Annotated in this window: 15 protein-coding genes; 12 read left to right on the forward strand and 3 right to left on the reverse strand. The window is 60.2% G+C overall.

Annotation, left to right across the window (positions count from 1 at the left end; all coding sequences use genetic code 11):
• Positions 1-6 precede the first annotated feature (6 nt).
• From IPJ12_09295 to IPJ12_09340, 10 genes are all read left to right on the forward strand, one after another.
• Entirely contained in the window at positions 7-555 is a 549-nt protein-coding gene (locus IPJ12_09295) for a sigma-70 family RNA polymerase sigma factor (GenBank protein MBK7647337.1), read from the forward strand.
• Positions 556-653: 98 nt separating this feature from the next.
• Positions 654-1,052 (forward strand): hypothetical protein, encoded by a 399-nt coding sequence (locus IPJ12_09300; GenBank protein ID MBK7647338.1) that lies wholly within the window; start codon positions 654-656, stop codon positions 1,050-1,052.
• Positions 1,053-1,073: 21 nt separating this feature from the next.
• On the forward strand, positions 1,074-1,982 hold the full coding sequence (locus IPJ12_09305) for a cation transporter (protein ID MBK7647339.1): 909 nt from the start codon (positions 1,074-1,076) through the stop codon (positions 1,980-1,982).
• A gap of 76 nt (positions 1,983-2,058) precedes the next feature.
• Positions 2,059-3,111 carry a permease gene (locus IPJ12_09310; protein ID MBK7647340.1) on the forward strand — a complete coding sequence of 351 codons (1,053 nt, stop codon included), beginning with the start codon at positions 2,059-2,061 and terminating at the stop codon, positions 3,109-3,111.
• Positions 3,112-3,150: 39 nt separating this feature from the next.
• Positions 3,151-3,381 (forward strand): thioredoxin family protein, encoded by a 231-nt coding sequence (locus IPJ12_09315; GenBank protein ID MBK7647341.1) that lies wholly within the window; start codon positions 3,151-3,153, stop codon positions 3,379-3,381.
• Positions 3,382-3,536: 155 nt separating this feature from the next.
• The gene (locus tag IPJ12_09320; protein ID MBK7647342.1) at positions 3,537-4,427 is read left to right on the forward strand and encodes a hypothetical protein; all 891 of its coding nucleotides are present in this window, start codon (positions 3,537-3,539) and stop codon (positions 4,425-4,427) included.
• Between the two features lie 84 nt (positions 4,428-4,511).
• Positions 4,512-4,820, forward strand: a complete 309-nt coding sequence (locus tag IPJ12_09325) for an NAD(P)H-dependent oxidoreductase subunit E (GenBank protein MBK7647343.1) — start codon at positions 4,512-4,514, stop codon at positions 4,818-4,820.
• Positions 4,817-5,455 carry an alpha/beta hydrolase gene (locus tag IPJ12_09330; protein ID MBK7647344.1) on the forward strand — a complete coding sequence of 213 codons (639 nt, stop codon included), beginning with the start codon at positions 4,817-4,819 and terminating at the stop codon, positions 5,453-5,455. Before IPJ12_09325 ends, IPJ12_09330 begins: the two co-directional genes overlap by 4 nt.
• Entirely contained in the window at positions 5,443-6,387 is a 945-nt protein-coding gene (locus IPJ12_09335) for an ATP-binding cassette domain-containing protein (protein ID MBK7647345.1), read from the forward strand. Before IPJ12_09330 ends, IPJ12_09335 begins: the two co-directional genes overlap by 13 nt.
• Positions 6,388-6,945: 558 nt before the next feature.
• Positions 6,946-8,727, forward strand: a complete 1,782-nt coding sequence (locus IPJ12_09340; protein MBK7647346.1) for a TonB C-terminal domain-containing protein — start codon at positions 6,946-6,948, stop codon at positions 8,725-8,727.
• Between the two features lie 110 nt (positions 8,728-8,837).
• Here the strand turns inward: IPJ12_09340 and IPJ12_09345 are convergent, their stop codons facing one another.
• The 3 genes from IPJ12_09345 to IPJ12_09355 form a co-directional block, all read right to left on the reverse strand.
• Complete coding sequence (locus IPJ12_09345; GenBank protein MBK7647347.1) at positions 8,838-9,524, reverse strand: 2-phosphosulfolactate phosphatase; 687 nt, start codon at positions 9,522-9,524, stop codon at positions 8,838-8,840.
• Positions 9,525-9,534: 10 nt separating this feature from the next.
• On the reverse strand, positions 9,535-11,103 hold the full coding sequence (locus IPJ12_09350) for a DUF4080 domain-containing protein (protein ID MBK7647348.1): 1,569 nt from the start codon (positions 11,101-11,103) through the stop codon (positions 9,535-9,537).
• Between the two features lie 84 nt (positions 11,104-11,187).
• The gene (locus tag IPJ12_09355) at positions 11,188-11,955 is read right to left on the reverse strand and encodes a TIGR01458 family HAD-type hydrolase (protein ID MBK7647349.1); all 768 of its coding nucleotides are present in this window, start codon (positions 11,953-11,955) and stop codon (positions 11,188-11,190) included.
• A gap of 182 nt (positions 11,956-12,137) precedes the next feature.
• Here IPJ12_09355 and IPJ12_09360 point away from each other — a divergent pair, with 182 nt between their 5' ends.
• Both IPJ12_09360 and IPJ12_09365 read left to right on the forward strand, forming a co-directional pair.
• Complete coding sequence (locus IPJ12_09360; protein ID MBK7647350.1) at positions 12,138-13,025, forward strand: HDOD domain-containing protein; 888 nt, start codon at positions 12,138-12,140, stop codon at positions 13,023-13,025.
• A gap of 61 nt (positions 13,026-13,086) precedes the next feature.
• Positions 13,087-13,872 carry an ABC transporter permease gene (locus IPJ12_09365; protein MBK7647351.1) on the forward strand — a complete coding sequence of 262 codons (786 nt, stop codon included), beginning with the start codon at positions 13,087-13,089 and terminating at the stop codon, positions 13,870-13,872.

A 13,872-nucleotide genomic window follows, 5' to 3' on the forward strand; every position in this document is an offset into this window, starting at 1 on the left:
CGGCCAATGACCGCGCCCTGCCTGATGACCGCCTGGTCCGCCTGCGAAGCCGAGTTGCTCGGCTACCTGCGGCATCGCGTTGGGCACATCGAGGATGCCGAAGAAATTCTTCAGGAGGTCTTCATCAAGGCCATGCGTCAGGGCGACCAGTTTTGCGGTGTCGACCATCCGCGTGCCTGGCTATTTCAGGTAGCACGCAACGCCCTGGCGGATCGCTTGCGGGTAGCGCGCGAGCATGTTTCCCTGCCGGATGATCTGGCAGCGCCGCTGCTCGATGAAGCATTGCCAGTGGATGCACTCAGCCAGTGCCTGCCACGAGTCCTCTCCGAACTTTCAGAGACTGATCGTCAGGCCATCATGTTTTGCGATATCGATGGACAGTCACAACAGGCACTGGCCGAATACCTGGGTCTGTCGCTGTCCGGCGCCAAATCCCGCCTGCAACGGGCGCGCCTGCATCTGCGCCAGAAAATGGAAAAGGGCTGCCAGGTTCGTTACGACGAATCAGGGGCCGTTTGCAGCTTTACGCCTCGCCCACCGTTGTCTGGCCAATGATGCCAGGCGCACATACGGCACACCTAAAATTTGTGACTATCGTCTCCTAAACTGAATGAAGGGACATTTGCGCCCGGACTGAGGTTAAGGAGAACGACATGGATATCATCAAGCAGATTCTCGAGTCATTTAGTGGCACCTTGCCCAAAGACAGCAAGACCGCTGCCGCCATTGCCCGCAATGCCAGTCCTGCCGAAATTTCAAGCTGTGCCAGCGAGGAGGGTTTGCATGCCCTCGCTGGCGCTCTCTTTGAGGCCTGCGAGGAAGGTGGCAAAGACAACGCCGCGCTCGATAGCTCGGTCAATGTCAGTGCAAGGGTGACCGAGCGCTTGCGGGAATTCCGCCAGGAATTGCCTGCCAATTGTGAAACCGCCCGCTTGATCGACGCCGGGGCACGTCTGGAAGAGATTTCGGAAGCTGCGCAAAAAGAAGGTTTGAGCTCGCTGGTCAGCATGCTTCTGGAGGCGGAACAGGAGCAGGATGACGGCAAAACCTGAGCGCTGATTAGCCAGGAAAGCTTGGGGCTCCTCTTGAACGAACATCAGCACGAAGCAGCGCATACCCACCTGGCGACGGGCAAAACCCTGTTGATTGCCTTGGCGCTGACGATTGGCTATTCGGTCATCGAACTGGTTGCCGGCTGGCGTTCGGGTTCACTGGCCTTGCTGGCCGATGCCGGACACATGGTGACCGATGGCGCCGCGCTCGGCATTTCTGCCCTGGCCGCTTGGCTGGCAGCACGTCCGCCCAGCCGAAAGCACACCTACGGCCTCGGCCGGGCCGAACTGCTGGCCGCGTTGGTCAATGCGGTGTCGATGCTCGTCGTGGTCTTCATGATTGCGACTGAGGCGTGGCATCGGCTGCAAAGCCCGGGCAGTGTCGATGGCGCCACGGTCAGCCTGGTCGCGGTGATCGGTTTGCTGATCAATCTCGTCGTAGCCTGGGTCCTTTCCCGTGGCGAGCGCAACCTCAATATTCGTGCAGCGCTACTCCATGTGACGGGTGATGCACTCGGATCGGTCGCCGCCATTGTGGCCGGCGCCGTGATCTGGTTCACCGGCTGGACACCCATTGACCCGTTGCTGTCCATCCTGATCGGCGGCCTGATTCTCGCCTCCAGCATGCGCCTGTTGCGCGAGGCCGTGCATGCGACGCTGGATGGCGTGCCGTTCTCGATGAATATTGAGCAAATTGGCCTGTCGCTGGCCAAGGTGGCGGGTGTAAGCGAGGTGCATGATTTGCACGTCTGGCCTATCGCCGCCGAACGTCTGGCCATCTCGGCGCATGTGCGGGTCGAAAACATCGCCGACTGGGCCCGGATACTGGATGACCTGACAGCAGTGGCCGGCAAACTTGATATCAACCATGTCACCTTTCAGCCGGAGAACGTGGCGCCTGCACAACCAATCACTTTGGTCAGAAAGTGACAAATCCTGCGTCTTTTTCGCCGAAACCTCGTCTTCGTAGACGTAAATATCTTTAAGCTGAACCCGGAGCAAGCCGATGACCGCCGTTCCTGTCGAAACATCTGATCGCAACAAACTGATCCAGTGGCTGATCGGCATCTCTGTGGCGACCGTCGCCTGGTTGTTTGCCTATAGCCAGCTCACGGCTTTTGCTGACTGGATCGTTGAGATTCTCGGGCTAACGCGGCAGACGCGCTTTGGCGAGGCCGTCCATTTCTTCTTCTACGACAGCCCGAAAGTGGTCTTGCTGCTCACCGGCATCGTTTTCGTCATGGGCATCATCCAGACCTTCTTTTCGCCGGAGCGAACACGGGCAATGCTGTCCGGCAAACGCGAGGGCGTTGGCAATGTGCTAGCCGCTTCGCTAGGCATCGTCACGCCTTTCTGCTCGTGCTCGGCCGTGCCACTGTTCATTGGCTTTCTGTCCGCCGGCGTGCCGCTCGGCGTGACTTTCTCATTCCTGATTTCAGCGCCCATGGTCAATGAAGTCGCGCTGGTGCTACTGTTTGGCATGTTCGGCTGGAAGGTGGCCGCGCTCTATCTGGGTCTGGGCCTGTTCGTCGCCATCATTTCCGGACTGATCATCGGCAAGCTGAAGATGGAACGCTTTCTCGAAGACTGGGTGCAGAAAATACTCGGCGAGCAGGCTGCGCATCATTCGGATGAACAACCATCCTGGGTCGAGCGTTTTGAAGCCGGTGGCGCCCATGTCAAAGAAATCGTCGGCAAGGTATGGCCCTACATTTTGGCCGGTATTGCGCTGGGTGCGGGCATCCACGGTTACGTGCCGGAAGACTTCATGGCCTCCTTCATGGGCAAGGATGTGTGGTGGGCCGTACCGGCCGCCGTGTTGCTCGGCGTGCCGATGTACACCAACGCGGCCGGCGTCATTCCGATTGTCGAGGCGCTGATCGGCAAGGGCGCGGCGATGGGTACCGTACTCGCCTTCATGATGAGCGTGATCGCCCTCTCGGCGCCGGAAATGATCATCCTGCGCAAGGCGCTCAAGCCGACCCTGATCGCGACCTTTGCCGGGGTCGTGGCAGCCGGCATCCTGCTCGTTGGCTATGTTTTCAACTGGGTGCTGTAGCAAGACAGCTTTTCTCACAATCCCGCGAAAGGAATCATCATGAAAAACATCAAGGTTCTCGGTACAGGCTGCGCCAACTGTCGCAACACGATTGCCCTGGTCGAAGCGGTCGCCAAGGAAAAGGGCGTCGAAGTGACGCTGGAAAAAGTCGAGGATATGGCCGCCATCATCGGCTGCGGCGTGATGTCTACGCCCGGCGTAGTCATCGACGGCGCCGTCGTTCATGCCGGCGGCGTGCCATCGCGGAGCAAGGTTGAGAGCTGGTTCTGAGGCTTAAAAAGACAGCACGACAACGGCGGGTTCCACGGTCAACCGGAAAAAATGAGCAAATTTGAAATTGCTTGCCCCCGCCCGGCAATAGCTGGCACATCGATCTTGATGTCATAATCGACATACTCCCTTCTGGGCCAGTCTGCCCGTGTCACATGTCCATGCCTCTGCCGATGAAACGACGCCATCTGACCACCACCGCCTGCCTCGCCTGCTTGGCGCTTGGTGCACAAGCCGCTGATCCTGAGTATTTCAACTACCGAGACCTGCTCGCCACACGCTCGGTCAAGTCCTTCACCAACCCGGCGGTCAAGATTTACCTGGCCAACGATGCCAAGCCGGCGTTTGCAGAAAAAACCCGGCCCGACACTTATACCGGCACCGGCATCAGCATCAGCCCTTTCGGCGGCTCGCGTCGGCATTGCGTCGAAGCGTTCGAAAACGCCCTCCGCTCAATGATCAGTGATGCCGCGACCAAGGGATTCGATGCCATCATCGATTTACGGGCCATGGCTGGTGACGACCCCGAACCGGACCCCAATCGCTTTACCTGCCAACCTGCCTACAAAGTGACCATCGTCACGCTACATGCGACCTTCGGTCTGACGCCGGAAGGCGCCCTGCGCGCCGCAGACGAAGACAAGCGCCTGCTCAACCAGCCCTATCGGCCCCCTTGGGAAGGTTCGATTTATGTCCCGCTTGACCCCATCCTCACTTCTCCCGAAGCACAGGCCATCCTCGGCCCCGAGATAAAGGCTTATCGGGAAAGCGATGCACCTGCGTACGCGTTGCGTTCCGGGCCTGACGACTACGCTGGATCAGCCGATATCGGCACTATCGGCGTTCCGGAAGCCTGCAAAAGCGCTGCATTGAATGCTTTGCAGGAGATGGCAGATCGAGCCAAAGCGCAGAAATTTGATTCAATCATCAAGATTCGCAGCCGGATGTACGAGCAATACACGCCGGGTTTATCCAGCCTCGAATGCGAGGTCGGAAAACGCAAGGTCTTCGTCAACCTGCAGGCTACTTTGGTCAACCGACGCTAGCGGCCCGGGCGAGCTAGCCGCGTGCTCTTTCGTTCCACGTGAAACTGCGTCGCCTATAATGGCAGACCTCACAGGAGAGTCCGCATGAGCCACTTCAAACACCACGTCTTTTTCTGCTGCAACCAGCGCGATCCGGGCGAAGGCTGTTGCAACGCCCTCGGCGCTACCGAAATGCAAACCTACGCCAAGGACCGCATCGCCAAGTTGAAGATGAAAGGCGAGGGCAAGGTACGCATTAACAAGGCCGGCTGCATGGACCGCTGCGATCAAGGTCCGGTCATGGTCGTCTATCCCGAAGCCGTCTGGTACACCTATGTAGACAAGGAAGACGTCGAGGAAATCATTCAGGAACATTTGATCAAAGGCCGCATCGTGGAGCGTCTGAAAATATGAAAGTCGTCGAAGAGAAAATCGTCGTTGATGGCCCGGTCGGCAAGATCGACGTCATCATGGAGCGCCCGGATGCCCCCAGGGGCATCGCGCTGATCGCCCACCCGCACCCGATCGGTGGCGGCGCCAATACCAACAAGGTCGCCTACACGCTGGCCAAGACCTTCATCAGTCTGGGCTACGCCGCCTTCCGCCCGAATTTCCGTGGCGTTGGCGGCACGGAAGGCATCCATGACGAAGGCGTCGGCGAAACCGACGACCTGCTTGCCGTGCTAGAAGATGCCAAGTGCCGCTGCGGCAATCTGCCCGTCGCGCTGGCCGGCTTCTCCTTTGGCGCCTACTGCCAGACCCGCGTCGGCAAGCGCCTGGCCGAAGCCAACCACCCGGCCCAGCGCCTCGTGCTGGTCGGCACCGCCGCCGGCCACGTCGAAGGCACGCGCCAGTACGACACCGAAGCCGTGCCGCACGACACCATCGTCATTCACGGCTCGGCCGACGAAACGGTGCCGCTGGCCAACGTCTTCGAATGGGCGCTGCCGAACGACCTGCCGGTCGTCGTCGTGCCCGGCGCCGATCACTTTTTCCACCGTCGCCTGCACCTGATCCGCGACATCGTGACGCGCGCATGGCGACACTGAACGCCAGCAATCTACGCAAAACCTACGGCGGCACCGAAGTCGTCGCCGGGCTATCGTTTTCCGTCGAACCCGGCACCTGCTTCGGCCTGCTCGGCCCGAACGGCGCCGGCAAGACGACAACATTGCGCCTCTGCCTCGGCCTGACCGCGCCGGACAGCGGCGACATCACGCTCAACGGCCACGTCATTCCCGCCGATGCCCAGCAGGCGAGGGCGCGCGTTGGCGTCGTGCCCCAGTTCGACAACCTCGACCCGGATTTCACCTGCGCCGAAAACCTGCTCGTCTTCGGCCGCTACTTCGGCATCCCGGACGCCGACATCAAGGCCCGCATCCCGCAACTGCTCGAATTCGCCAGCCTGACCGGCAAGGGCGATGCGCGGATTTCAACCTTGTCCGGCGGCATGAAGCGTCGCCTGACCCTGGCCCGCGCACTGGTCAACAACCCCGACATCATCTTCCTCGACGAACCGACCACCGGCCTCGATCCACAAGCCCGTCACCTGATCTGGGACCGCCTGAAACAACTCAAATCGGCCGGCAAAACGCTGATTTTGACGACGCACTTCATGGACGAAGCCGAGCGCCTGTGCGACACGCTGATCGTCATCGACCACGGCCGCAAGATCGCCGAAGGCAGTCCGCGCCAACTCATCGCCGAGCAGATCGAACCGCAGGTCATCGAGGTTTACGACGAATCCCACGACCATAAAGGCAACGGCTGGCCCCAGGGTCAACTGGAAAATTTCGTCAAAAACGAAAAACATCTGGTCGAGCGCGTCGAAACCAGCGGCGAAACCGCCTTCTTCTATTGCCGCGACCCACGCGAACTACTGGCCAAACTGGCCGACACCGAAGGCCTGCGCTACGTGCATCGCGCCTCCAATCTGGAAGATGTGTTCATCAAGCTGACTGGGCGGGAACTGCGGGATTAGCCGGTAGTGAATCCCATGGTCAACGGCAAAAAACTGCCAAAATTCAAAACCATCCCCGCCGGAAAACAAAGCTTTCGCGTTGGAGTCATTCGGCACTGACAACGACTGTTCATTCGCCGGTCGAGGGAGGGAAGCTGAGTGAGCTGTTTTCCCACAGTGTTTCGTTGCAGGCCGCTTGATTGTGACCGCATAATCAGCGCATGAATATCAATTCATCTACGCTCCTTGGTGTCTGCACAAACTCTGTCGGGTTTCAAAAAGCCATGACTTTCCTCGTCCGCACCAACGCAACAACGCGCGGTCTTGCCTCGGCGCATCCCGGGTACGACTTGAATAGGTGGCTGAGAATCCCGGGGCGTCGACTCGTTGGCAATGGCCCTGGTGGCAGGTGGCATTGCAGTGATGCGAATGGAAAGATGCTCCGGTTGCGGTCCGCGAATGGAGCGAGGCATTTTGGCAAATCGCTTTCCAGCGTGCTCGGGGTAGCAGATGGATTGAACCGGTGGCCATGCTGACCCGCATCCGCCGCATTGCCCAAGCCGCATCGGGGATCTGCACTTGAGTTCCGCAAATCCCGGCACGCCCCCGACGCCACCGTCCGTGATGGATGCTGCCAAGCTTGGCTGGCAGCCGATGCGCCGCGCCAGACCTCAGGGCAGGCGACTTTATATTCCGTTGCTGACTTCCCTGTTGATCCACGCACTGATATTGAGCCTGACCTTCAGTGGCGACGAGTTCGGTCTTCCCGGCTTGGCCTTACCCTGGCAGGATAGACGGATCGAAGTGCCTGATCTGCAAGTTGTGCTCGCGCCGGCACCGCCCAGAGAGACAGCGCCAGCCCTCCCGGCAGCCCCTTTGCCGTTGCCATCGGAATTGATGGCCACCGGGCCGGCAGTCGTATCATTCCAGCGTCCTGACTCGCCCCCGGAACCAGCGGCCCCGGCGCTCACCACGCAGAGCGAGCCCACTGTGAAAGCGAATGTAAAGCCAAAGGCAGCGACGGAGATCGCGCCTGTTACCGCACCAGCAGAGATATTGGCAAACTCTGCGCCTCCACCGAAACCTTTTCCCGCCGTGATCGCCTTGGAGCAATCCCAAGCACCTGAGTTCGTCGTGCCCCCTCCACCGTTGGAACCCGCGCCTCCCGACTCAGCGGCGCAGGCAAGCATCGGCCAGTCGGCGCGGGAACGAGTTGCGGAGGAAATTGCTCGAGCTGAGTCTGCGCGGCTGGAAGTCGAACATCAGGAGGCAGCCCGACAAGCTGCAATCCAGAAGGAGCAGGCAGCGCAGGATGCCGCGAAAGCAGACGCGGCGCGGCTGGACGCCGAACGCCCCGAAGCCGCCCGACAAGCGGCAATCCAACAGGAATTAGCACGGCAAGAAGACGCAAAGGAAGAGGCCGCACGACTGGACGCAGAGCGCCAGGAGGCCGCGCGGCAAGCAGCAGCCCGTCAGGATTTAGCACGGCAGGATGTTGCGAAGGCCGAGGCTGTACGAATGGACGCCGAACGCCAGGAGAGTGCACGCCAAGCAGCAGTCCGACAGGAACAGGCTCGGCAGGAAGCTGCGAAGGCAGAAGTCGCACGAATGGACGCAGAGCGCCAGGAGGCCGCACGGCAAGCAGCAGCCCGTCAGGATTTAGCACGGCAGGATGTTGCAAAGGCCGAGGCTGCACGACTGGACGCAGAGCGCCAGGAGAGTGCACGCCAAGCAGCAGCCCGACAGGAGCAAGCTCGGCAGGAGGCAGCACGGGCAGAGGCCGCACGACTGGATGCCGAACGCCAAGAGAACGCACGGCAAGCAGCTGGCCAGCAGGAGCAAGCACGTCAGGAAACCGCACGGGCAGAGGCTGCGCGGCAGGAAGCCATACGAGAGCAGAACGCCAGGCGGGACGCTGCGCGTCGGGCGATGGGTCGACAACTGGACGAAGAAGCCGCCCGTCGCGACGCTGCGCAGGCGGCAACACGCCTGTCACCCTCGTCGAGCGGTATGCGCCGAGGCAGGCTCTTTGGCCGCACCGACGCCAATGCTGAACTCATTCTCTACGCAGAAGCCTGGAGCCGGAAAATTCACTTCAATATGGGATTCGAGAAAGTGCGAGAAGCTGCGATGCAACCGCACACCGATCCAATGGTCACGGTGGCCATTCGCAGCGACGGCTCGGTGGAGTCCGTTACATTTGTCCGTTCCAGCGGCGTCCCCGCGATCGACGAAGCGATACGACGCATCGTGCTGGACCAGACGCCCTATCTGCCCTTCCAGCCGGCACTTGCCCGCGAGTACGACGTGATCGAAATCCGCCGGACCTGGCATTTTGACTCGGCTATTCGGCTGTATTGACGGGACACCACCCGACGGCAGTGTGTGAGCCAGGCACCAAACCATCGCCCAAACGATCAGCACGCCCCCGGACAATCAATTCACGCTGGCATACGTTAGCGCTGACACACTCACCGAATGACCAGATGCTCGCCTTCGCGCCTAACCGGCATGGCAAAGTTGAACAGATCGGCGTGGGCAGCGAGATCGAGGTCGGCGCGGGGCAGATTTGGCCAAGTGCCGGCTGCAAAACGCTGCCCGAAATCCGATTCACGGATGCGTCGGGCAAAATCGTCTGGCACCAGGCATTCACCGCGCAGCAGCGATTCGATGTAGTCGGCGCAGGCGATGTCCTCGTCTCCATCACGATCGACCCATTCGCCGGTGATGATGAAGCAGACTTCTTCTGCCCCCGCCGCGCGGATCGCCTCGGCGGTGGCTCGGGCGCAAACGAAGCTGGCCGCGTAGAGTTGCCGCGCCTGACGAAATCGCTGCAAACCACGCACGCCAGCAGCGGTGCTCATCACGACATTTTTCCCGGCTAGCTCAACCTGCATCAGACGGGAGGGTGAATTGCCGAAATCGAAGCCGGGAGCAGGATCGCCACCACCCACGGCACCGATAGACACAGCATTCTGGAGTCGGCCGCGCAGCGACATCGCCGTGGATAACGCCTCCACCGGGTAGATGGCAAGTGCCCCTCTGTCCAGCGCAACTGCCGCCGTCGTAAACGAGCGCAGCACGTCGATCACGACAACCGTGTCTGAGGGAGTTGTCTGGTTCTGCAGACGATTGAGGATCAGACGCGAAAACTTCATGGCAGGCATCTCACTCGCCCACACTGACATGGCGATCCTGACGCTGAACCAAAGTTCTGGCCGAGCGCGGAACAGGCTTTTCGCGGTCCTTCAGCAGACCTTGCAGGCAGGCTGGGTTGGCATGGGCACCGCTGGACTGGTAGTCAGCGAGCAGTATTTGTCGGACGCTTTCCTTTTCCCGGCCGATGACGTTGGTCAGGTAATCGAACAGCGCGTCGAGCAGTTTTTCCGGCGTCAGGCGACTGGTCAGGCCGGTGCTCTGCCACAGCCAATCGGAAAACGCGAGAAAGGCGGCGAAAGGCGAAGGGCAGTCCAGCAGGATGGGCAGGGTTTGCGGGAAGCGGCCGGAATTGGCCAGCAGATCCCAGTAGCGGGCGAGCCGGGTGAAGCGCTGCACGGTCAGGGCGTCCACGACCGCCGTTTGCTGGATGGCGTAGGGCGGTTCGGCATCGTACACCATGCCGTAAGCCAGGCTATGGCGTGCGATGGGCGTGCCACGTAGGCGTTTGAGTACACCAAGCTGGATTTCGTGCGGACGCAACGCGTAAAGGCGGTCGAAGCCGGCGGCAAAGCTGCCCAGCGTTTCGCCGGGCAGGCCGAAGATGAGGTCGGTGTGCAGGTGGGCGTGGCTGTGATTAACCAGCCAGCTCAGGTTTTCACAGGTTTTGGCGTTGTCCTGCCGGCGCGAGATGGCTTGCTGCACCGCCGGGTTGAAGGTCTGGATGCCGACTTCGAACTGCAGCACACCGGGCGGAAAGCGGGCGATCATTGCCTTCAGGCGTTCCGGCAGATGATCCGGAATGACCTCGAAATGCAGGAAGAGGTCGGGCGTCAGGCGGTCGAGGAAAAACTGCAGGATGGTCAGCGAGCTGTCGATTTTCAGGTTGAAGGTGCGGTCGACAAACTTGAAGTTGCGTGCCCCGCGCAGGTAGAGCATATCCAGCGCAGCAAGAAATTGCTCCTCCTCAAAGGCCCAGGCGGTCTTGTCGAGCGAACTGAGGCAGAACTCGCATTTGAACGGACAGCCACGCGAGGCTTCGACGTAGAGCAGGCGATGCGCCAGATCGTCGACGCTGAATTCAGCGTAGGGCAAGGCAATATTAGCCAGCGCCGGCTGCTCGCCAGCGATCACTTTCATCAGTGGCTGCGGCCCGTGGAGCAGGGCGCGGCACAGTTTGGGGAAACTGACATCGCCCCAGCCGGTGATGAGATAGTCAGCCAGCCGGACGATCTCCTGACTATCCCACTCGTAACTGACCTCAGGGCCACCGAGGATGATTTTCAGGGTCGGGCGAGCCCGTTTGAGCTGGCGGACCACTTCGGTGGTTTGCACCACGTTCCAGATATAGACGCCAAAACCAATAATTTGCGGCACACCACCGACCAGCTCACCCAGCTCGACGAGCAGGGCTTCGACGATTTCCGGCACCGGCCGGGCGATGGTGAATTCGCGCAAAGCAGTCTGCGCCCGCAGGCCGCTGCCGCCATGCCGATCCATGTTGGCGAGCAGGTAGCGCAGACCAAGCGAGGCGTGGATATATTTAGCGTTGAGCGTACTGAGGAGGATGGCAGGCGGCATGCCATCATTTTGACAGCTTCACGGCACCCGCGATGGCGGCTTTCGTGAAGTCAGGGCCACAAAAAACGAATGACTTTTCGTTTTTCAGCCAAGAATCGCGTTGACCGCGGCAGCGAAGTCATCGAACACCGCTGCCGGACGAATGTCCGGACTTGTGTCGTCTCCGGGGCGGAACTTGCCGGTACGCACCAGAAGTCCCGGAATGCCCACTGCCTGCGCACCACCGATGTCGTCGCTCAGGTCGTCGCCGATCAATACCGTGTCGGCAGCCGCCAATCCCAGTTCGGACAGCGCCGCATTGAAAAACGCGGGGGCCGGCTTGCCGGTGATTTCAGCGCTAATCCCGGCCGAATACTCCAACCCGGCGACAAAGGCGCCCATGTCCAGCGACAGGCCATCGGGTTCCATGAAATAGCGGTTACGGGCCATCGCCATCAGTGGCACACCATCCATCAGCAGGCGAAAGGCATGGTTAAGGATGGGATAGGTGAAATACGGACCCATGTCGCCAAGCACGACGATATTGGGATCGGCCGAGCTTTCTCCCATTTCATCGGCGATATCCGGATGTACCAGCCACAGTGGCCGCAGCCCCCGGCTGTGTACCAGCGTACGCGCAGCCAGCGCCGCGGTTTGAATTTCCGCGCGCGCCAGAGAAAACTCCATGCGCTGAAGCTTGGCATACAAGGCCTGACTGGGGGTTCGGGTCGTATTGGTCAAAAAACGCAGGGGCAGGCCGGATGCCCGCAACCGGTCAAGCGCCCGGACCGCACCCGGCAGCGCATCGTCACCGGTATGCATGACGCCGGCCAGATCGATCAAAACTGCCTTGGGAGAAAATTTGGATTCCATAGACTTGCCCCTTTTCTACCTGCGAACTTCAAGCTCGTTCGATTGCCTGATTCGGACAAAGTTTAACTGGAGCCTACCGGCCAGTGTCAGGTTGTGTGGTTTCAAGGCCTAAAATTCTGCATGAAAACACGTGCCGACCGTGGCAATATACAGCTCACTTTATGATGAATAGCACCGCTTCAATGGATCCCACTCAAAGTAGCGCAAACAACGAAGACCAGCCCGCTGAGAATCCGGAGAGCTTCGAGGCCAAGATGAAGCTCGAGATCCGTGAGATCGGGATTCCGCCGCGCCCTGCGATCCTGATCCAGATTGAAGAAGAGTCTGCCAAGGACGAGCCAGACTTCATCTATATGGCCAAATTGCTCAACCGGGATGTCGCGCTGGCGGCCGGTATGATCAAGGTTGCCAATGCGCCCTATTTCTCCTTTGGCAAAAAAGTACCCACCGTTCAGGAAGCCTTGCTCGTCCTAGGCTTGAAACTGGTGACCAAGACCGTTTCCGGATTGGCATTGCAGCAGGTTTTCAAGCATGTGCCGCATATGGACCGTTTCTGGGATACATCGGCAATGACCGCCGATGTATCGGGCTGCGTGGCCAAGCAACTCGGCCGTGAAATTGGCATCCGTCCGGAAGACGCCTACACCTTTGCACTATTCCGTGATTGCGGCATTCCGATGTTGATGAACCCGTTTCCGGAATATCGCGAAGTACTGGCTCGTGCCAACAAGGAGCCCGTGTTGTCCTTCACCGCAGTCGAGGACGAGAGCATCGGTCTCAATCATGCTGTGCTCGGCGCCCAACTCGCCGAGAGCTGGTTGCTCCCCGATGACACTTGCCAAGCCATTCGGCATCACCATGACCGTGAGGCTTTGAACGGCACGATAGACATTCCCGTACGTTCGCGCCGGCTCATTGCGGTTGCGCAACTCGCGGAATACCTGATTCAGCTCAAATCCGCGCAATCGCGTTCCAATGAATGGGACAAGCTGGGTACTGACTGCCTTGCCTGTCTGGCGCTAACACCCGACGATTTGCCCGAACTGGGCAAGCAGTGCACCAGCGGGTAAATGCTGGCTTCTGCCGGCAGAGCGCTAAAATGCAGGCTCGACCTAACGCCCGGCCAAACAGATGTCCTCCACGCTAACCGCCAATACCCCAAGACGATTCGGCTTTCTGCCGGTCTGGCGGCGCAATTTCCTGGTCTGGAAAAAGCTGGCATTACCCTCCATCCTCGGCAATCTCGCCGACCCGCTGATCTACATGCTCGGCCTCGGTTACGGGTTGGGCGCCATGCTGCCCAGCATCGAAGGCCAGCCTTACGTCGCCTTCCTGGCTGCCGGCACCGTCTGCGCCTCGACGATGAACGCCGCCACCTTTGAAGCGCTGTACTCGGCTTTCTCCCGCATGCACGTGCAAAAAACCTGGGATGCCATCCTCAACACCCCCCTCGGACTGGGCGATGTCGTCGCCGGCGAGCTGTTCTGGGCAGCAACCAAATCGCTGTTCTCCGGTGCCGCCATTCTCGTCGTCATCACCGGCATGGGCCTGACCAACGGCCCGCTGATGCTGTGGGCACTGCCCGCCATCGTGCTTACCGGACTGGCCTTCGCCGCCCTCGGCCTGATCTGGAACGCGCTGGCCCCGTCCTACGATTTCTTCATGTACTACTTCACGCTGTTCATCACGCCGATGACACTGATTTCCGGCGTTTTCTTCCCGACTGATCAGCTCCCTGGCTGGCTGGCGCTGATCGGCGGCTGGCTGCCGCTGGCCCAAGGTGTTGCGCTGGTCCGGCCGCTACTCGCCGGGCAGGTACCGGCCAACGCCCTGATCCACATTCTGGCGCTGCTTGGTACTGCCGCCATCGCCTTCACCATCGCCCTGCACCTGACCCGCCGCCGCCTGCTCAAGTAG

The organism is Betaproteobacteria bacterium (assembly GCA_016709965.1).
GTDB lineage: Bacteria > Pseudomonadota > Gammaproteobacteria > Burkholderiales > Rhodocyclaceae > Azonexus > Azonexus amarohabitans.

Bases quoted from the DNA above. Each gene is read 5' to 3' on its own strand.
- IPJ12_09295 (MBK7647337.1), top strand. From the start codon at position 7: ATGACCGCGCCCTGCCTGATGACCGCCTGGTCCGCCTGCGAAGCCGAG.
- IPJ12_09300 (MBK7647338.1), top strand. From the start codon at position 654: ATGGATATCATCAAGCAGATTCTCGAGTCATTTAGTGGCACCTTGCCC.
- IPJ12_09310 (MBK7647340.1), top strand. From the start codon at position 2,059: ATGACCGCCGTTCCTGTCGAAACATCTGATCGCAACAAACTGATCCAG.
- IPJ12_09315 (MBK7647341.1), top strand. From the start codon at position 3,151: ATGAAAAACATCAAGGTTCTCGGTACAGGCTGCGCCAACTGTCGCAAC.
- IPJ12_09320 (MBK7647342.1), top strand. From the start codon at position 3,537: ATGTCCATGCCTCTGCCGATGAAACGACGCCATCTGACCACCACCGCC.
- IPJ12_09325 (MBK7647343.1), top strand. From the start codon at position 4,512: ATGAGCCACTTCAAACACCACGTCTTTTTCTGCTGCAACCAGCGCGAT.
- IPJ12_09330 (MBK7647344.1), top strand. From the start codon at position 4,817: ATGAAAGTCGTCGAAGAGAAAATCGTCGTTGATGGCCCGGTCGGCAAG.
- IPJ12_09335 (MBK7647345.1), top strand. From the start codon at position 5,443: ATGGCGACACTGAACGCCAGCAATCTACGCAAAACCTACGGCGGCACC.
- IPJ12_09345 (MBK7647347.1), bottom strand. From the start codon at position 9,524: ATGAAGTTTTCGCGTCTGATCCTCAATCGTCTGCAGAACCAGACAACT.
- IPJ12_09350 (MBK7647348.1), bottom strand. From the start codon at position 11,103: ATGCCGCCTGCCATCCTCCTCAGTACGCTCAACGCTAAATATATCCAC.
- IPJ12_09355 (MBK7647349.1), bottom strand. From the start codon at position 11,955: ATGGAATCCAAATTTTCTCCCAAGGCAGTTTTGATCGATCTGGCCGGC.
- IPJ12_09360 (MBK7647350.1), top strand. From the start codon at position 12,138: ATGGATCCCACTCAAAGTAGCGCAAACAACGAAGACCAGCCCGCTGAG.
- IPJ12_09365 (MBK7647351.1), top strand. From the start codon at position 13,087: ATGTCCTCCACGCTAACCGCCAATACCCCAAGACGATTCGGCTTTCTG.